Annotated in this window: 18 protein-coding genes and 1 tRNA gene; 14 read left to right on the forward strand and 5 right to left on the reverse strand. The window is 56.4% G+C overall.

The genetic code is table 11. From position 1 onward, the window contains the following. The first annotated feature begins 31 nt into the window (after positions 1 to 31). From B3361_RS23505 to B3361_RS23520, 4 genes are read left to right on the forward strand one after another with little or no spacing between them, the layout of a single operon-like run. Complete coding sequence (locus tag B3361_RS23505; RefSeq protein ID WP_182337321.1) at positions 32 to 1,672, forward strand: phage tail fiber protein; 1,641 nt, start codon at positions 32 to 34, stop codon at positions 1,670 to 1,672. Then, positions 1,672 to 2,175, forward strand: a complete 504-nt coding sequence (locus B3361_RS23510; RefSeq protein WP_182337322.1) for a hypothetical protein — start codon at positions 1,672 to 1,674, stop codon at positions 2,173 to 2,175. The genes B3361_RS23505 and B3361_RS23510 overlap by 1 nt, the downstream gene beginning before the upstream one ends. Before the next feature lie 46 nt (positions 2,176 to 2,221). After that, positions 2,222 to 2,458 carry a hypothetical protein gene (locus B3361_RS23515; protein WP_009682604.1) on the forward strand — a complete coding sequence of 79 codons (237 nt, stop codon included), beginning with the start codon at positions 2,222 to 2,224 and terminating at the stop codon, positions 2,456 to 2,458. Beyond that, on the forward strand, positions 2,445 to 2,732 hold the full coding sequence (locus B3361_RS23520; RefSeq protein ID WP_182337323.1) for a hypothetical protein: 288 nt from the start codon (positions 2,445 to 2,447) through the stop codon (positions 2,730 to 2,732). Before B3361_RS23515 ends, B3361_RS23520 begins: the two co-directional genes overlap by 14 nt. Here the strand turns inward: B3361_RS23520 and B3361_RS23525 are convergent. Further along, positions 2,724 to 3,812, reverse strand: a complete 1,089-nt coding sequence (locus tag B3361_RS23525; RefSeq protein WP_280086730.1) for a hypothetical protein — start codon at positions 3,810 to 3,812, stop codon at positions 2,724 to 2,726. The genes B3361_RS23520 and B3361_RS23525 overlap by 9 nt on opposite strands. 154 nt (positions 3,813 to 3,966) lie before the next feature. Here B3361_RS23525 and terL point away from each other — a divergent pair, with 154 nt between their 5' ends. Both terL and B3361_RS23535 read left to right on the forward strand, forming a co-directional pair. After that, positions 3,967 to 5,655 (forward strand): phage terminase large subunit, encoded by a 1,689-nt coding sequence (terL, locus tag B3361_RS23530; protein ID WP_182336745.1) that lies wholly within the window; start codon positions 3,967 to 3,969, stop codon positions 5,653 to 5,655. Positions 5,656 to 5,706: 51 nt separating this feature from the next. Next, positions 5,707 to 6,087, forward strand: coding sequence for a hypothetical protein (locus B3361_RS23535; protein WP_182408859.1), 381 nt, complete (start codon positions 5,707 to 5,709; stop codon positions 6,085 to 6,087). 290 nt (positions 6,088 to 6,377) lie between these two features. On the opposite strand, the gene B3361_RS23540 is transcribed toward B3361_RS23535, so the two are convergent. The 4 genes from B3361_RS23540 to B3361_RS23555 form a co-directional block, all read right to left on the reverse strand. Next, complete coding sequence (locus B3361_RS23540) at positions 6,378 to 6,746, reverse strand: HdeA/HdeB family chaperone (RefSeq protein ID WP_182336741.1); 369 nt, start codon at positions 6,744 to 6,746, stop codon at positions 6,378 to 6,380. Positions 6,747 to 7,292: 546 nt separating this feature from the next. Continuing rightward, positions 7,293 to 7,583 carry a hypothetical protein gene (locus B3361_RS23545; protein ID WP_247721916.1) on the reverse strand — a complete coding sequence of 97 codons (291 nt, stop codon included), beginning with the start codon at positions 7,581 to 7,583 and terminating at the stop codon, positions 7,293 to 7,295. 201 nt (positions 7,584 to 7,784) lie between these two features. Further along, a complete protein-coding gene (locus B3361_RS23550) occupies positions 7,785 to 8,162 on the reverse strand; it encodes a hypothetical protein (RefSeq protein ID WP_182336739.1) in 378 nt (125 codons plus the stop codon). Between the two features lie 312 nt (positions 8,163 to 8,474). Then, entirely contained in the window at positions 8,475 to 8,711 is a 237-nt protein-coding gene (locus tag B3361_RS23555; RefSeq protein WP_247721917.1) for a hypothetical protein, read from the reverse strand. A gap of 764 nt (positions 8,712 to 9,475) precedes the next feature. On the opposite strand from B3361_RS23555, the gene B3361_RS23560 reads away from it, so the two are divergent. The 8 genes from B3361_RS23560 (at position 9,476) to lon (ending at position 18,007) form a co-directional block, all read left to right on the forward strand. Next, a complete protein-coding gene (locus B3361_RS23560) occupies positions 9,476 to 9,832 on the forward strand; it encodes a hypothetical protein (protein WP_009683202.1) in 357 nt (118 codons plus the stop codon). After that, positions 9,807 to 10,889 (forward strand): tyrosine-type recombinase/integrase, encoded by a 1,083-nt coding sequence (locus B3361_RS23565; RefSeq protein ID WP_247721918.1) that lies wholly within the window; start codon positions 9,807 to 9,809, stop codon positions 10,887 to 10,889. The genes B3361_RS23560 and B3361_RS23565 overlap by 26 nt, the downstream gene beginning before the upstream one ends. A 299-nt stretch (positions 10,890 to 11,188) precedes the next feature. Next, positions 11,189 to 11,264: transfer RNA gene (locus tag B3361_RS23570), tRNA-His, on the forward strand. A 196-nt stretch (positions 11,265 to 11,460) separates the two neighbouring features. Beyond that, positions 11,461 to 11,760 carry a DUF6388 family protein gene (locus B3361_RS23575; RefSeq protein WP_009683823.1) on the forward strand — a complete coding sequence of 100 codons (300 nt, stop codon included), beginning with the start codon at positions 11,461 to 11,463 and terminating at the stop codon, positions 11,758 to 11,760. Positions 11,761 to 12,007: 247 nt separating this feature from the next. After that, on the forward strand, positions 12,008 to 13,321 hold the full coding sequence (gene tig / locus B3361_RS23580; protein WP_029884960.1) for a trigger factor: 1,314 nt from the start codon (positions 12,008 to 12,010) through the stop codon (positions 13,319 to 13,321). Between the two features lie 92 nt (positions 13,322 to 13,413). Next, complete coding sequence (clpP, locus tag B3361_RS23585; protein WP_009683825.1) at positions 13,414 to 14,055, forward strand: ATP-dependent Clp endopeptidase proteolytic subunit ClpP; 642 nt, start codon at positions 13,414 to 13,416, stop codon at positions 14,053 to 14,055. A 108-nt stretch (positions 14,056 to 14,163) separates the two neighbouring features. Continuing rightward, positions 14,164 to 15,447 (forward strand): ATP-dependent Clp protease ATP-binding subunit ClpX, encoded by a 1,284-nt coding sequence (gene clpX / locus B3361_RS23590; protein WP_009683826.1) that lies wholly within the window; start codon positions 14,164 to 14,166, stop codon positions 15,445 to 15,447. Positions 15,448 to 15,610: 163 nt separating this feature from the next. Further along, a complete protein-coding gene (lon, locus tag B3361_RS23595; RefSeq protein WP_009683827.1) occupies positions 15,611 to 18,007 on the forward strand; it encodes an endopeptidase La in 2,397 nt (798 codons plus the stop codon). Positions 18,008 to 18,075: the final 68 nt, after the last annotated feature.

Consider the following 18,075-nt stretch of genomic DNA (forward strand, 5'->3'; position numbering starts at 1 on the left):
GGCTGGGGTTTTCTTTTTTGGAACCCTCTATTTGGCTTACACACCCTACAGCTACGTCCAGTTGAAAGCGGACGGAGCAACCACAAACTTTCCCTTCAACTTCCCATACCTGGACACGGCCCACATCCAGGTGTCCGTAGATACAGTGGTCACGGCCTTCACATGGGTAGATTCGTACACCATCAAGATCGCCTCCGCGCCTGTCGCTGGTAGCGTGGTCGAGATTCGCCGGATCACTCCCAAGGATTCCGCCATTGTTTCTTTCCAGGATGGCTCCACGCTCCTGGAAGCCGACCTGGACCTGATGGTCACGTACAACCTGTACTGCGCCCAGGAGGCGTATGACGGCACCCAGGCCAGCATCCACCTGACCGCTGATGGTGTATGGGATGGGCAAGGCGTCCGCGCCACTGACTTCGCAGACCCTGTAGATGAGCAAGACCTGATGACGCTCAACTACATGAACGTCAACTTCAAGAACACCATGCTCGCGATTGAGCAGGACTCCATCGACAAGACCACGGCTATCCGTACAGCCGCCAACAGTGACCTGGAGGCGATTCACACGACTGCTGTGAACGACCTCAACACCATCACTCAGGCCGCAGAAGCCGCAACCTCAGCTTCCCAAACGGCTGCCAAAACGAGCGAAACCAATGCCGCGAATTCGGCAGCCGCAGCTTCGGCATCGGAGACAGCCTGTGCCGCCTCTCAGACCGCTGCGAAAACCAGCGAGACCAATGCCGCAACGTCTGAGCAGCAGGCAGCCGGTTACGCTGCGAGCTTGAAGCTGCCTGCCGCAACGGGGGAGGCGCTCCAGGCTCTTCGGCAGAACTCCACGGAAACAGGGCTGGAATACTTCCCGTCCCACCTGGCGCATGGCCTGGGGGCCGTTGTGGACTTCCGAAGCACCACCATGGCGGCTGCAACCCCAGCGGACTTGTACGGCACAGGCACCCAGGTGGGGTTCATCTCCGGGGGGCCAGCAGGGTTAGCTATCCCAGGTCTAGGCGACCCTACCTACGGCGTCCTAGTGAATCATGCGCAGTGGAAGGACTCATCGGCGCTGACCGCCATCTGCCAGGAGTTCTCCTCAGGCACTGAGCGCTTCTTCCGTTACGCCACGGCAGCAACTACCTGGTCCGGCTGGCTCACGGTGTACAACAGCGCTCACTTTGCTATCGCTGACTACCTCAAGGCAGGAGAGACGCACGACACAACGGGGATGCGCTTTGCATCAGGCAACCCGCCCGCCATCGCCAATATCACCTCTAGTGGTGCAGCCAACGCACTCACCATTGGTAACGGCTCTAACGACTATGCGTCCGCCGTCATGGCCTTCATTCGCGAGGGGCAGTACGCCTGCTACCTGGGAATCGACACGGACAACGTGTTCAAGGTGGGAGGCTGGTCCATGGGAGACGTGTCCTACCCAATCATCCATGCGGGCAACTTAGGGGCGTATACCGGCCAGCTCGCAGTGGGCGCAGTCGGCACCTACGCCTTCATGTGGGCGAACGGCAACTACGCCCCAGGCACACTCCTGGCTGGCTCTGCCATCTACTACGGCTCCTACAACTACCAATCTTCCGTCACGGCATCCGGCACCTGGATGGTGTGCGGATACCTTTCCTCCGGCTACAAGGCCACTGTTATGTTGCGAGTAGCGTAATGACTGATACCAGCACCACCAGCACCACTCCAGCGGTGTACACCACGGCTTCGGGCCCGGCCTATGCCAACGCTGACAAAACCGCCGTGACCCTCATTGTCACCTTCACGGGGATTGGTGAGGCCCCATTCACGGCCAGCCAGGATGACACTCACGACTACGGGCGCGAGCTATTCACACGCGCAGTAGCAGGCGACTTCGGGACCGTAGGGGACTTTGTGGTCTCCAGCTCCACCACACGGATGGAGTTCGTTCTGAGCCGCGCCGATGCCGTTGCTGCCATCACAGTAACCACCACCGCAGGTAATACCTTCAACGGCGATGAGGCCAGCCAGAACCGCATGGCTCGCTCCATTGTTGCCCTGGGCGACACCGACACCATCACTTGGGTACTTGCGAACAACAGCACCATCCAGGCCACCAAGGCCGAACTCCAGGAGGCGCTCAGGCTCTCCGGGGAAGCCCAGACGGCCCTATGGGTCCAGACCACCACAACCTCTTAATTGATTCGCCCTCGGGAGACCGGGGGCCACCACTTGGAAAACTGCAATGAGCGAAACAATCGACCGTCGCGTGACCCGTCTTGAGGTCCGCGTGGAGGCGCAAGAAAAAGAACTGGGCGTGGTCCAGAAGATGACCGAAGCCTTGAATGAGGCCCTGACCAACATCCAGGACAACCTCACTCAAATCAAATGGCTCGCCTTGGGCGTAGCTATCACCATGGCCGTGAACTACCTCGGCTTTCCCAAAGCACTCGAAATGGTAGTCCACCATGTCCTCGGATAGAGCAACCGAAAAGGAACTTGCAGTAGTCCACAACGAGTTCGCCGTGTGGTGTCTAGAAATCATGCGTGGCGTCCCCGTGACCATCGACGGCGAAGGGGTGATGGAGGAGGGAAAGCTGGTGCGTTCGCCACCTGCACCGGCCTATCTCAACGTCATCCGCCAGTTTCTGAAAGACAACAAGATTGAATCCCTGGCCCCGAAGGGAACCACAATGGGAGACCTTAGCGACCTCCCAGTGTTTGACGATGACAATGTAGTTACGTTGTCACGCTAGCTTCTCATATTCAGCTTTGAGTGCTTCGCTTAACTCGCGATAAAAAGTATCGCGTATTTGGACTCTCTCTTCTGATTCGCCAGGAAAAGCCCCCGTTTCCGCCATCCTAATCAGAGCTTCTATATCTATGCTTTCAGTGTCATCAAAGGGGAATTCAGATTCTTCACAGTGCTTGTAAAGCCAGCCAAGTTTTGACTCTGCGAGGGCGTATAGATGGTCTGATTTAAATTCATCGCTAACAGCAGTGAGGCTCAATATGTAGCCAGCGCTCAGTCTTCTATCCATATCATTTGAGTAGTCTGCTGGGGTGAGTGCGAATCTTCCAGATATGTGTTCCAGGATTGATATGCAGTACAGAAGGACGTAAGGCAATCTGCTGTAAAGGTAGGACCACTGGCTAACCGTATCTCGATAAGAAGAGAAAATGAAATTCGCTTGATAGGGTTTGGTTACGATTGCTGTTTTTGTTGTAAACAAGTGCGTGGCTTTGTTGCAAAAGCCGTCAAAGCTATCAGAGTTGCTTTTATCGTATCTCAACTGGGTAAGGAAATCCGCATTGAATGCATCGGCCTTACCCACCTTGTCGAGTACTCTCTGGATTCTCGCCCTGTGCCCATCAAGGCCACCATTCTTACCGTGGTCGAGCTTCGGCGGGGAATATGAGAATTTTTCAGCAAATGAGTCGCGGTCATCAACAATTGCTTCTAGAACAAATAAATTATCCTGCAACGGTTTGCGCAGTAGTGTGTAGGCTACGGCGAGCTTCCCTTTGCGTGAAGCTTCTAGTGCTTCAAATACATAATGAAGCATGTCGGAAAGGATGGCTGGGAACATTCTGCTTATGAGTAGGTCTGGGATTTTTGACTTGTCTGCAATGCTGTCTAGCCAAGTTGAAATGTCTTCTACCGGGACTTCGTGCGCTCGGAGGTATTCATTGTCAATCGGGATGTCAAATATTCTTTGCTCCATGCCCGACTTTAGCATTTGTACAGCGATGTCGTGTGCGGTGAAACAAGCTTCATAGCTAGAGTGAAATGCGGGCGGGAGTTGAGTGTTTTGTTCCTTTAAGCGAGCGTTCATTTCATCCCTGCTATGTAGTTGATGGGCGTAAGCTCAGATTTTATTTCTAACCAATCCATAAAACAATAACAGGTGCCCCCCAGGCGCGTCCTGGGCTGCCTTACGGTTTTGCCTTGGCTCGTTCCTGCGTGGGCCCAAGGAGTTTCTTTGCCGTATGGCTGACCGCGTTAAAGTCCATCCCGCCCAGGAGGATTTTCGAAAGTTTATCTACTTGGTGTGGAAACACCTCAACCTCCCTGAACCCACCCCCGTCCAATACGACATCGCCCGATACCTACAACATGGTCCCCGGCGATGCGTCATTGAAGCCTTCCGAGGAGTGGGCAAGTCATGGGTCACAGCCGCGTTCGTGTGCTGGCTCCTGTGGCGAAATCCCCAACTCCGCATCCTGGTAGTGTCCGCCTCCAGCGCACGCGCCGATGCCTTCTCCACCTTCGTCAAACGCCTCATCCACGAAATGCCTTTGCTCCAGCACCTCAAGCCGGGGCCGGATCAGATCGACAAGATGGTAGCGTTTGAGGTTGCCCCCGCGCTGCCTGACCAGTCCCCCTCGGTTAAATCCGTGGGCATCATGGGCCAGATCACTGGTTCCCGTGCTGACATCATCATTGCGGACGACATCGAAATCCCGAACAACTCTGCCACGCAGATGATGCGGGACAAGCTGTCCGAGGCCGTAAAGGAATTCGATGCGATCCTCAAGCCGCTCCAGTCGGCACGCATCATTTACCTGGGCACGCCTCAGTGCGAGATGTCCTTGTACAACCGGCTCCCCGAGCGCGGCTATGAGATCCGTGTGTGGCCCGCGCTGTATCCGACACTCCAGAAGGTGCCGCACTACAAAGGCAGCCTGGCCCCATTCATCACGCAAGCGATGGAAGCGGACCCAACACTATCGGGCAAGCCAACGGACCCACGAAGGTTCGATGAGAAAGACCTGATGGAGCGTATGGCCTCCTACGGCCGCGCTGGCTTCGCCCTCCAGTTCATGCTGGACACCAGCCTCAGTGACGGTGATAAGTTCCCTCTCAAGGTCCAAGACCTGATGGTGATGAACCTCAACCCGATCATGGCCCACGTCAAGTTGGCCTGGGCTGCATCGCCTGAACTCTGCATCAACGATATGCCCACCGTTGCGCTCACCGGGGACCGCTTCTACCGGCCTATGTGGCACGCCAGCGAGATGAGCGAGTACACCGGATGCGTGATGGCTATTGACCCCTCGGGCCGTGGTCAAGACGAAACCGGCTATGCCGTGGTGAAAGTCCTCATGGGCAACCTGTTCCTGGTGGCCGCTGGGGGCCTCCGTGGTGGCTACTCCGATGAAACACTGGAGACGCTCGCCAAGATCGCCAAGGCTCATCAAGCAAACCACATCATCATCGAAGCCAACTTCGGTGACGGCATGTACACCAAGCTCTTCCAGCCGATCCTGCAGAAGCATCACCGCTGCCTGGTCGAAGAGGTGAAGCACTCGCAGCAGAAAGAGCAGCGCATCATCGACACCCTGGAACCCGTCCTCACGCAGCACCGGCTCATCGTGGACCAGAAGCTGATTGAGCGGGACTTTGAGTCGGCCCAGGCTGACATCAAGTACAGCTTGTTCTACCAGCTCACGCGCCTCACACGCGACCGTGGGGCCTTGTCTCATGATGACCGGCTCGATGCCCTGGCGATGGCCGTGGCGTACTGGGTAGACCACATGGCTCGGGACAACGACAAGGCTGTCCAGGAGATGCGGACCAAGAACATGGACGCCGAATTGAAGAAATTCATGGGCCACGTACTGGGCCGCGCTCAGCGCAACAAAGGCTGGATGGGAGGCAACGCCGGAGCCCGGTAGCCACAGATGCCAGCAAAGAGCCATAATCCGCCATTCTCAAGGAGGAAAATGATGCGATTACTCATTGGCTCAGCATTCCTGATGGTCGTTCTTTCGGGATGCTCGGATGGCGGCGACCCTACTATCAACGCTGCTAAGCCTCAGATTGCCGCTCAGTTCCGCGACCCCGATGCCGTTCAATTCAAAGACCTTAAGATCAAAGGGACTGAGCCGCATCGGTATATCTGCGGTTCCGCAAACGGAAAGAACGGCTTCGGAGCCTATGTTGGGTTCACGCGGTTCACCGCTGACATCGCTGGGACCGGAAAGGAGGTCTCCGTCACCTGGGTGGAGACTGAGGCCGAAGCGGCGAAGCGTGTGCAAGATGCGCCTGGCGAACGTGGTCGGCAGATAATGGGCTCCATCGTGGCTGAGCGCTTGTCTTGTAAGTAGGCACGTTCCCTGCACGTTCGCCGCCAAGTCCCCGAGGGACCACAATAGGATGACGGAGACGTTCATCCGGGGGCTACATCACGGCTTACGTGGTGCCGGACACTGTTCGGACTGCAGGGAAACCTCAGTGTGTCCGTCATGGCTTGACTGCTGATGATGACCATTGGGAACCTTACCTTTCCACTCTCTTTATGGGGGGTAGGGGGGCTAACTGAGGTTTCCTAATGGTCTATCATGGAGATGCAGTCACTGATTCATCTCTAGTGGTCCTTAATAGAAGAACATCACCATCACCTTCCTTTATGAGCAGAAGGCAGATGGATCGCATCGGCCCTCAAGGTCATCAGCAAGGCCTCAGCGCCACTGCCTACGTTGTTCAGTGGATTCTGTTGGCACCAGCGCTGTATCCAGAGGGTCCAATCGTCGGGGCCAGTCTTTTTGGTCACATCATCGTTGCCGTCCTTCACATTGTTGTAGGCCGTGAAGTAACCACTCAGCCATATCCCTACACCGTCCTGGATGATGTTGTCGTTAGCCGCACGGACAAATTCCCCGCACCCCATCGTGCCAATACCCAGTTGCCTAAACCGGCCGTTCACTGCGGCCTGGGCATCTGCGGCCCCTACACATAAAAGCAAAGCCAGCGCTACAAATTTCAATTGCGTCCCTCTGAGTGGTTCCTAAAAGCCACCATAGTACCAGCGAGCGGAGCCAAATGATTTTGCTGCAAAAATTTGAGAGCTCACCTCGAAATTGATAGGCCGCGACTACCCCCCGGTGCCCCCAGCGAGCGGTCAGAATCCACCCTCAGGAAACCTCCGGGCAGGCCCCAAGTGGCCCAGCGGCAGCCCAGTGTGTCCCGGAATGTGTCCCGCATGGCCGGAAACCCCAGTAAACACAGGGCCTGTCACCAGATTAAGAATCCCGCGCTCCACCTTCTCAGCCTCACAGGCGGCCACCACCGGCCCTTTGTGGGGCTTTTTTGGGCCCTCAGCGGCAAATCCTGAGCGTGTGGACGTTCGGCTATCTGTTTTTTGCGTAGAGCTAAGCGGTGGGACTACATGCGGGAGGACGAGATTCGCAGAAACCGACTATCTAAGTGGGAGGGACGACGAGGATGGATTAAGGCGCAGGATCTTGGTTGGCTGGGCCTGAGATCAGTTATCCCAGCCATGACCAAGAAAAACTTGATGGCCTTACTGGCCTCAAGCCACGGATCGTTTGCTAACGTGGCTGTCCGCTGCTAAACGCCGTGCACGTCCCACGCCCCAAGCCAATGCTCTGGTCATGGATTCACCTGGACGGGAATCGAAAGCTTCTTCATGAAGGGCCATGCCGGTGCTTGCGTACACACCGATGAACATCTGCGTATTGCCCGTTCTTGACAGCCGCACCTGCACATCAATTGTCGTGCCGTTGTCCAAAGCTTCGTCATGAGTCCGATGGTGTAGCGTAGGGTCAGCCCAGTTCCAAAATACGTCACCCCGTATGCGCATGTCGGTCTCCTACGGCGCAATCTTATATGTCCTGTCCACCATAGCGCAGGAGGATATCTGCGCAACGATTTTTCGTGCTGCTCGGAAGGAAAGCGACAAGCGGATTAATTCTTGTACAGGAATTGAAATGTGTACAGGTTTTTCTCCTGCTAGTAATTCGATCACGGCTCACATATTCAACTTACAATCGCTTTTTTTATGTTAATGCAGGTGATGGAAATCGGCGTTGTTACTGCTTGGCGGTATTATTAATTTTTCAAGTTCTTCCTTGAGGGCAGCGAGACGGATTTCCAGATGGGCAATACTATTGGCTATTGACTGGATAAGCTCATGCTCGGTTGGGTCATTCCTATCATCGCTAGCAGGAGTGCTGGAGGTGAAAAATTCCTGGCTATTAGTTTTGCTGGTGGTTGAAGGTGTGTTGAGCCACAACTTCATCGCCTGGTATGAGGGGCGCCCCTTGGTCTTGCAGAAATTACTTAGGGGGACACCAGAATTTAAATACTCATCAATAAGCTTTTTGCGTTCTTCGTGATTGTACCGCTTCGCTTGTTTAGCGGCAGTCAGCTTGCTAGCCATTTTCAAATCTCCATTCAACGCACCAGGGCGGCAGGCCTCTGGGGCTGGATCGCTGGGCCTTGATGCTTTGTGGTGCTGCTGGCTAAACAATCCAGTGGAGAAGGATTGTCGCCAGGCCGACTCCAATCAGCGACCCTACAAAAATTAAAAGTAATTCTAGGGGTGGCGTAGGATTGCCCATATCAATTGCGCCTCCGAAAACTCATAGGCCATGCAAATGAATAAAAGGGCAGTGGCAATTGCAATAGCGCCATAATATATGTCGATCTTGTCCGTGGATGGGTTCATGGCACTAGGTCCCTTAAGTTTTTATTATTCCGTCCGCATTACAGGAAACAACTCGGAAGGATTGCGCGAATTATTTATCATCTTCTCGCATTCTTCTATGGCTTTCGCTCGGTTAGGGAAACCCCGCTTTAATCTTATTTTTTCTTGATTGTCATAAATGTCGAATCCCCCGGAGCTTGTAGCGGCGTAAAAACGATTTCCGATTTGAAAGGATTCATTCTCGATAGGTACTGCTGGAACGATAACGAATCTTGGTTGCATTTTGCCATCTCCCCATCTTCAAGAGCTAAGTAATAGTCAGGCTAATGTCTGCACGCAAGGATATTCGCAACAAATTTCCAAGGAACCTTTATGCTTATTGTTTTGACTAATCACTCTAAATTTTTCTGGCTCGACGGCGGGAATGGGCCGTGACGAAGATGAAGTGTGCCTCGATTTCCGAGCCTTGAGCGAGTCGAGCTCGTCAGGGTCCGTCCTGGCGGGCTTTGCAGCCACCGCAGGGTGCCGGCGAAAATTTCTACGGGTAAGAGATGAAGCTTTCTTTAAATGACCAGCCTTAACCCGCTAGTGGCTACACCATGTCGGAGAGGTCCTGGTATCCAGACAGCTTCCAACAGCACCGAACTGCCCCGCATCGTTCCGTTTACCACCGCGCAGCCCCCAAGCCGAATTTAGATCGCTAGGAACGGCCTGTATGAATTTACAGTGTGACAGTATCGCGGAGGTTTCACGAAGCGTAGACTCCCCGGATTTTTCAATTTTGTAGGTGATAAGGTCTCTCAAGGGAGAATTCGTTAGCACGGCAAATGTCACTTGAACAATACCTTTCCATTTGTGACAATTATCCGCCACTGGCTCACCAAAAGGATCCAAAGGCGTGTTTTTGACATTGTTCGGATGGGAATTCTTCCTCGAAACATATTCGCGTTCGGGAATATTCCTTGACTATTACTTTTCCATCTGTGAGAATCATATCTGGCTCCTGGGCCTTCACTTGGTTTTCAACAAGGTGGTAGTTAAGAAACATGGACAGCGCACAGATCACAAGCCTGGTCACGGCACTTGAGAAGTTCCACGACCTTGACCCCAAAATGCCCATCCGGCAAGTCATCTATTTGCTCACTCTCGCCCAGCAGAAGGAGCCTGTAGGTATCTCGGAAATGGCCGACTTGGTTGGGGTAGGTGTAGCTGTCGCATCCCGCTACGCTGCGAGCTACGGGCGTGGTGGGCGCACTGACGCTGGTTTGGGCTTCCTGGTAGCTAAGGAAGACCCCAACGATTGGCGTAAAAAGCAACTGGTGTTCACTGACACCGGGCGCAAATTCATCGAAAACTTGTTCGAATCAGAGGACAAAAATGCCCATATACAGGAAGGGAAATAGGTATCTAGTCTCGCTTGGGTCACGTAACGACCGCTACCGACAAACGTTCGCCACAGAGGAAGAGGCGAAGGCCGATGAGGCCAGAGAGCTCGCAAGGAGGGCCACGCTACCCAAGGCGGTACGTGGCGAAGGCACCGGCACCATCTCCCCGCTGAAATCCCGCAAGACCCTTCAAGAAGCCTACGACCTGACATTCCGCCTGGAGTGGAAGGGTGGCAAGTCTGAAAAAACTATGACACTCAATGGCGGCAACGTGCTGAAAGTACTAGGGGCCGATACGCTGCTGAGCGACATCACGACCGAGACCATTACTGAAATGGTCCTGGAGTTTGAAGATCTGGGCAACTCAGGTTCGACTGTGAACCGCAAGCTCTCGCTTCTTTCTATGGTCCTCAAGACCGCCGTGAACCACAACTGGCTTCTCAGTGTGCCGCGTATGATCCGCCGTAAAGAAGGCAAGCACCGTATCCGCTGGATGAACACGGAGGAGGAGGGCAGCGTCCTTAAGGCGTGCCAGCACCTGGGGCTCAATTGTCTTCATGACTTCATCATTGTGGCGGTCGACACCGGGTTCCGCCGCGCTGAACTCCTCGGGCTCAGTGCTCCTGACTTCCAGGAAGGAATGATTCACCTGTACGCCGGACAGACCAAGAATGGAGATGCCCGTGCCATCCCGGCTACCAGTCGCGTGGCGCGCATCCTGCACCGCAGGCGGATGAACCTGACTACATTTGAAGGGCTCACCGTTTCGTCTCTGCGTCACCAGTGGGCCACTCTGCGCGCGTACATGGGCATGGAAGAAGACCCGCAGTTCATCGTTCACATGCTTCGCCACACCTGCGCTTCGCGCCTGGTACAGCGTGGCGTCCCATTGGCTTCTGTCCAGCATTGGATGGGCCACAAGAACATCAACACGACTCTCCGGTACGCGCATCTGGCACCGGAAAATCTGATGCAGGCGCGCAATGCGCTAGAGGCAGCACCGGCACAGCCGACCGCTTTTGAGTCGGTAGAGCGCGACACGTTCTTCAACTATGGTGAGGCTACAACGGCCTAGTTGGGACACATTTTCTGATTCGTGGCTCGGGCAGAGTAGGCCCTGAGCGGCGACCGTGGGCCCACCCAAAACGGGGCGGGACACACCGGGACACATGGGGACACTTGGGACACGAATTTAGCGTTGCATAGTGTGTCCCACCTGTGTAAGATGCGCGCCAAGCCCTTGTATCTAAAGGGTTTCGCGAATTGACCAAGCTCTGGCACCAGATTTAGGTTCCAGCGGCGCAAGCTGTAAGAGTTCGAGTCTCTTCGTCCGCACCATGTTTTTGTAAGGTTGTACCGTAACACCGCACTATGGTGGGCGTAGCTCAGTTGGTAGAGCGCTGGATTGTGATTCCAGTTGTCGTGGGTTCGATTCCCATCGTCCACCCCATATTTCAAAGAGGCGCCTTGGTCGTGAGATCAGGCGCCTTTTTTGTTTTCATTGCTCCGTCATGCGGGCACTGCACGGTTCAGCACAAAATCTTCGTGATTCCCCCCTTGCAATGCTCTGGTGGCAGCCCAATAAAAGCTGTTAGATTTCAGCCGGTTGAAGCACCGGCCCCGTTGGCCGGCAGAGGAACAGCCCGATGATTGCAAAAGAAGCCCGTCAGGCCTTGGCGCTGCAGCGATTTGCCGACGCCAACCCGCAGCTGCTCGAGGAGATTCGCGAGCTGGATGCGCGCGAGCAGGCCCAGCAAATCGAGTGGGCGTTCGAAGATGCGGCCCAGGAGCAGGGGCTGCAGCCCTGGGAGCTGGCGCTGCAACTGATCGCCGAAAGCCCGGAACAGTTGCGGGCCATGCGCCTTGAAACGCACCGCGAGGTCGCCGAGGCGCTGGGCCTGGAGTGGGAAGAATACTGTCAGTTCAACGAAATCGACCCTGAATAAAGGCAGCGAATTCGCCACTGGCAGTTGTTTGACAAGTTATTACGGCTGCACTGCGCCATGGGCAGGGTGCCGCTCTTGATGAAGGAGGCCCGGCGGCACGCCGTGCGGGCCTTGAAAGCTAATCGACCGGCGTGGTTTCCCGTCGTCCCGTGTGGGGTGACTTCTGCCGCGCGACTCACTAGAATGCTTGCCCTTGATTCTGGAGTCGGGCTAACGCCGGCTAACGTCTGTGCAACGAGGAATATCCATGCAAGTTTCTGTTGAAAACACTTCCGCTCTCGAGCGCCGCATGACCATCGCCGTTCCGGCCGAGCGCGTCGAGAACGAAGTCAACAAGCGTCTGCAACAGACTGCCAAGCGCGCCAAGGTTGCCGGCTTCCGCCCAGGCAAGGTGCCAATGAGCGTGATCCGTCAGCGCTTCGAAGCCGATGCACGCCAGGAGGCGTTCGGTGATCTGGTCCAGGCTTCCTTCTATGAGGCCATCGTTGAGCAGAAGCTGAACCCTGCAGGTGCCCCATCCGTTGAACCCAAGTCGTTCGAAAAAGGCAAGGACCTGGAGTTCGTCGCCATCTTCGAAGTGTTCCCGGAGTTCACCGTTTCCGGCCTGGAGTCGATCAACGTCGAGCGCCTGAGCGCCGAAGTGGCCGACGCCGACCTGGACAACATGCTGGAAGTGCTGCGCAAGCAGAACACTCGCTTCGAGGCTGTCGAGCGCGCCGCGCAGAACGATGACCAGGTCAACATCGATTTCGTTGGCAAGGTCGACGGTGAAGCGTTCGCCGGTGGCTCTGCCAAAGGCACCCAGCTGGTACTGGGTTCCGGCCGCATGATCCCGGGCTTCGAAGACGGTCTGGTGGGCGCCAAGGCTGGCGAAGAGCGCGTTGTCAACGTGACCTTCCCTGAGGACTACCAGAACCTGGACCTGGCCGGCAAAGCCGCCGAGTTCACCATCACCGTCAACAGCGTTTCGGCCCCTGTGCTGCCTGAGCTGAACGAAGAGTTCTTCGCCCAGTTCGGTATCAAGGAATCGACCCTGGAAGGCTTCCGCGCCGAAGTTCGCAAGAACATGGAGCGTGAGCTGCGCCAGGCAATCAAGACCAAGGTGAAGAACCAGGTCATGGACGGTCTGCTGGCCGCCAACCCGATCGAAGCGCCGAAGGCCCTGCTGGAAAACGAAGTCAACCGTCTGCGCGTCCAGGCTGTTCAGCAGTTCGGTGGCAACATCAAGCCTGACCAGCTGCCTGCCGAGCTGTTCGAAGAACAAGCCAAGCGCCGCGTAGTGCTGGGCCTGATCGTCGCCGAAGTGGTCAAGCAGTTCGAGCTCAAGCCGGACGATGCCAAGGTTCGCGAGATGATCGAAGAAATGGCTTCGGCTTACCAGGAGCCTGAGCAGGTCATCGCTTGGTACTACAAGAACGACCAGCAAATGAACGAAGTGCGTTCGGTTGTGCTGGAAGAGCAAGTTGTAGATACTGTTCTGCAGAAAGCTACTGTGACCGACAAGTCGGTCTCGTACGAAGATGCCGTAAAACCAGCCCAGGCACCTGCCGAAGCTGAGTAATACGTTTTCTCTCGTAGGAAAACCCCACAAGCCAGCCTTCGAGCTGGCTTGTGCGTTATCAAGCCATGACTATTTGGGAGTGAGCGCAGGACATGTCCCGCAATTCTTATATTCAGCAGAGCTCTGACATCCAGGCCGCAGGCGGCCTGGTCCCGATGGTTATCGAGCAGTCCGCCCGTGGCGAGCGTGCGTACGACATCTATTCGCGCCTGTTGAAGGAGCGAGTGATTTTCCTGGTTGGCCCGGTTGAAGACTACATGGCTAACCTGGTCGTAGCGCAGATGCTGTTCCTCGAAGCGGAAAACCCGGACAAGGATATCCATCTCTACATCAACTCCCCGGGCGGCTCCGTCACCGCGGGCATGTCGATCTACGACACCATGCAGTTCATCAAGCCGGACGTCTCGACCATCTGCATCGGCCAGGCCTGCAGCATGGGCGCCTTCCTGCTGGCCGCAGGTGCCAAGGGCAAGCGTCACTGCCTGCCGAACTCGCGCGTGATGATTCACCAGCCGCTGGGCGGCTTCCAGGGCCAGGCGACCGATATCGAGATTCATGCCCAGGAAATCCTCAATATCAAGGCGCGCCTTAACGAGTTGCTGGCCTACCACACCGGCCAGGATCTGGAGACCATCAAGCGTGACACCGAACGTGACAACTTCATGAGCGCCTCGCGCGCAGCCGAGTATGGCCTGATCGACTCGGTCTACGACAAGCGGCAACTGGCCTCCTGAACCGGGGGGTCAGAGCAGGTGGGTGCGCGAAGCGTCCACCTGCGGACTTGAAAAAGCCCGCAATTGCCTTCATCTTGTGTTGCAAGCCTACCGGATTGGATCGATCGAATGACTGACACCCGTAACGGCGAGGACAGCGGCAAATTGCTCTATTGCTCCTTCTGCGGCAAAAGCCAGCACGAAGTGCGCAAATTGATTGCCGGGCCCTCGGTATTTATCTGCGACGAGTGCGTCGACCTGTGCAATGACATCATCCGTGAGGAGGTGCAGGAAGCCCAGGCCGAGAGCAGCGCGCACAAATTGCCTTCGCCGAAAGAAATCAGCGGCATCCTGGACCAGTACGTCATTGGTCAGGAGCGCGCGAAAAAGGTGCTGGCTGTAGCGGTGTACAACCACTACAAGCGCCTTAACCAGCGTGACAAGAAGGGTGACGAAGTCGAACTGGGCAAGAGCAACATCCTGCTCATCGGGCCTACTGGCTCGGGCAAGACCCTGCTCGCCGAAACCCTGGCACGCCTGTTGAACGTACCGTTCACCATTGCCGACGCCACCACCCTGACCGAGGCCGGTTATGTGGGTGAAGACGTCGAGAACATCATTCAGAAGCTGTTGCAGAAGTGCGACTACGACGTGGAAAAGGCCCAGATGGGCATTGTCTACATCGACGAAATCGACAAGATCTCGCGCAAGTCGGACAACCCGTCCATCACCCGTGACGTCTCGGGCGAGGGCGTGCAGCAGGCGCTGTTGAAGCTGATCGAAGGCACCGTGGCCTCGGTACCGCCGCAAGGGGGGCGCAAGCACCCGCAGCAGGAGTTCCTGCAGGTTGACACCCGCAACATCCTGTTCATCTGCGGTGGCGCGTTCTCGGGCCTTGAAAAGGTCATCCAGAACCGTTCCACCAAAGGTGGCATTGGTTTCGGCGCTGAAGTGCGTAGCAAGGAAGAGGGCAAGAAGGTTGGCGAGTCCCTGCGTGAGGTCGAGCCGGACGATCTGGTCAAGTTTGGCCTGATTCCGGAGTTCGTCGGCCGCCTGCCGGTTCTGGCTACCCTGGACGAGCTGGACGAGGCTGCATTGGTGCAGATCCTCACCGAGCCGAAGAACGCCCTCACCAAGCAGTATGCCAAGCTGTTCGAGATGGAAAGTGTCGACCTGGAGTTCCGCAGCGATGCGCTCAAGGCCGTGGCACGCAGGGCTTTGGAGCGCAAAACCGGCGCCCGTGGCCTGCGTTCTATTCTCGAAGGCGTGCTGCTCGACACCATGTACGAGATTCCTTCGCAGAAGGATGTCAGCAAGGTGGTGATCGACGAGAGCGTCATCGACGGCACTTCGCAGCCGCTGATGATCTACGAGAACACTGAGCCGCAAGCCAAGGCTGCGCCAGACGCCTGATACAGGCAAATGCCAGTTTGTGGTTGCAAGCATGAAGGGGCCTACGGGCCCCTTCATGCTTTTCCTGTGCTAATGCTTGTAATTTCCCAAGCCTGCCCCCACATTAGGTCCAAGCATCATTTCCACCGGTTTCCGGCCACAAGGCCGCTGTAGAGGCGAAATCATGAAGACCACCCTCGACTTGCCTCTTTTGCCATTGCGCGATGTCGTTGTATACCCGCACATGGTTATCCCGCTGTTTGTGGGGCGTGAAAAGTCCATAGAAGCCCTTGAGGCCGCGATGACGGGCGAAAAGCAGATCCTCCTGCTGGCCCAGAAAAACCCAGCCGATGATGACCCTGGCGAAGACGCCTTGTACCGTGTCGGTACTGTTGCCACCGTGCTGCAACTGTTGAAGCTGCCTGATGGCACCGTCAAGGTGCTGGTCGAAGGCGAACAGCGTGGCGCCGTCGAGCGCTTCACCGAAGTGGAAGGGCACATCCGTGCCGAAGTTTCGCTGATCGACGAAACCGACTCCGCCGAGCGCGAGTCGGAAGTTTTCGTGCGCACGCTACTGTCGCAGTTCGAGCAGTATGTGCAACTGGGTAAAAAAGTCCCTGCCGAAGTGCTGTCGTCGCTGAACAGCATCGAAGAGCCAGGGCGGCTGGTCGATACCATGGCTGCGCACATGGCCCTGAAGATCGAGCAGAAGCAGGAAATCCTCGAAATTGTCGACCTCACCGCCCGCGTGGAGCACGTGCTGGCACTGCTGGATGCCGAAATCGACCTGTTGCAGGTGGAAAAGCGCATTCGCGGTCGGGTCAAGAAGCAGATGGAGCGCAGCCAGCGCGAGTACTACCTGAATGAGCAGATGAAGGCCATTCAGAAAGAGCTCGGCGATGGTGACGAAGGCCACAACGAAGTCGAAGAGCTGAAAAAGCGCATCGAAGCTGCCGGCCTGCCCAAGGATGCCTTGACCAAGGCCCAGGCTGAGCTCAACAAGCTCAAGCAGATGTCGCCCATGTCAGCCGAAGCCACCGTGGTGCGCTCGTACCTCGACTGGCTGGTGCAGGTGCCGTGGAAGGCCCAGAGCAAAGTCCGCCTGGACCTGGCCAAGGCCGAGGAAATCCTTGATGCCGACCATTATGGTCTGGAAGAGGTCAAGGAGCGCATCCTCGAGTACCTCGCCGTACAGAAACGGGTGAAGAAAATCCGTGGTCCTGTGCTGTGCCTGGTAGGCCCACCCGGCGTCGGCAAGACTTCGCTCGCCGAATCGATCGCCACCGCCACCAACCGCAAGTTCGTGCGCATGGCACTGGGCGGGGTGCGTGACGAAGCCGAGATCCGTGGTCACCGTCGTACCTACATCGGTTCGATGCCGGGCCGCCTGATCCAGAAGATGACCAAGGTGGGTGTACGCAACCCGCTGTTCCTGCTCGACGAAATCGACAAGATGGGCAGCGACATGCGTGGCGACCCTGCCTCGGCGTTGCTCGAAGTGCTCGACCCGGAGCAGAACCACAACTTCAATGACCACTACCTGGAGGTCGACTACGACCTCTCGGACGTCATGTTCCTGTGCACCTCGAACTCGATGAACATTCCACCGGCGCTGCTGGACCGCATGGAAATCATCCGCCTGCCGGGGTACACCGAGGACGAGAAGATCAATATCGCCATCAAGTACCTGGTGCCCAAGCAGGTCAAGGCCAACGGCTTGAAGAAAGACGAGTTGGAGGTCGATGTCTCGGCGATTCGCGACATCATCCGCTTCTACACCCGTGAAGCCGGTGTGCGTGGCCTGGAGCGGCAGATCGCCAAGGTTTGCCGTAAAGTGGTCAAGGAACATACCGGGCAGAAGCAGGTCAAGGTCAAGGTGGCCAGCGAACAGCTGGAGCACCTGCTGGGCGTGCGCAAGTTCCGCTACGGCCTGGCCGAGCAGCAAGACCAGATCGGCCAGGTTACGGGCCTGGCCTGGACCCAGGTGGGCGGCGAGTTGCTGACCATCGAAGCCGTGGTTATCCCGGGCAAGGGCCAACTGATCAAGACGGGCTCGCTGGGCGATGTCATGGTCGAATCGATCACTGCCGCGCAAACCGTGGTGCGCAGCCGCGCCCACAGCCTGGGTATAGCCGCCGGCTTCCACGAGAAGCACGACGTGCACATCCACATGCCCGAAGGGGCCACACCGAAAGACGGCCCGAGTGCCGGTATCGGCATGTGCACGGCGTTGGTCTCGGCCCTTACGCAGATCCCGGTGCGCGCTGATGTCGCCATGACGGGTGAAATCACCTTGCGCGGCCAGGTGCTGGCAATTGGCGGGTTGAAGGAAAAACTGCTGGCAGCACACCGGGGCGGTATCAAGACGGTCATCATTCCGGAGGAGAACGTTCGCGATCTGAAGGAAATTCCGGAAAATATCAAACAGGATCTGCAGATCAAACCCGTCAAATGGATTGACGAAGTCCTGCAAATTGCGCTGCAATACGCCCCGGAGCCCTTGCCAGATGTGGCTCCCGAGATCGTCGCGAAAGAAGAAAAGCGCGACAGCGATGCCAAGGAAAGAATCAGCACGCATTAGTGGTTTTGGGCTGGGAGGCTTTCCTTGACAGTTTTTTCGAGGCCTTGCTATAAAGCGGCTCGTTATTG

This window comes from Pseudomonas sp. UBA6699, from assembly GCF_002454615.1.
In the GTDB taxonomy this organism is placed as follows: domain Bacteria; phylum Pseudomonadota; class Gammaproteobacteria; order Pseudomonadales; family Pseudomonadaceae; genus Aquipseudomonas; species Aquipseudomonas juntendi.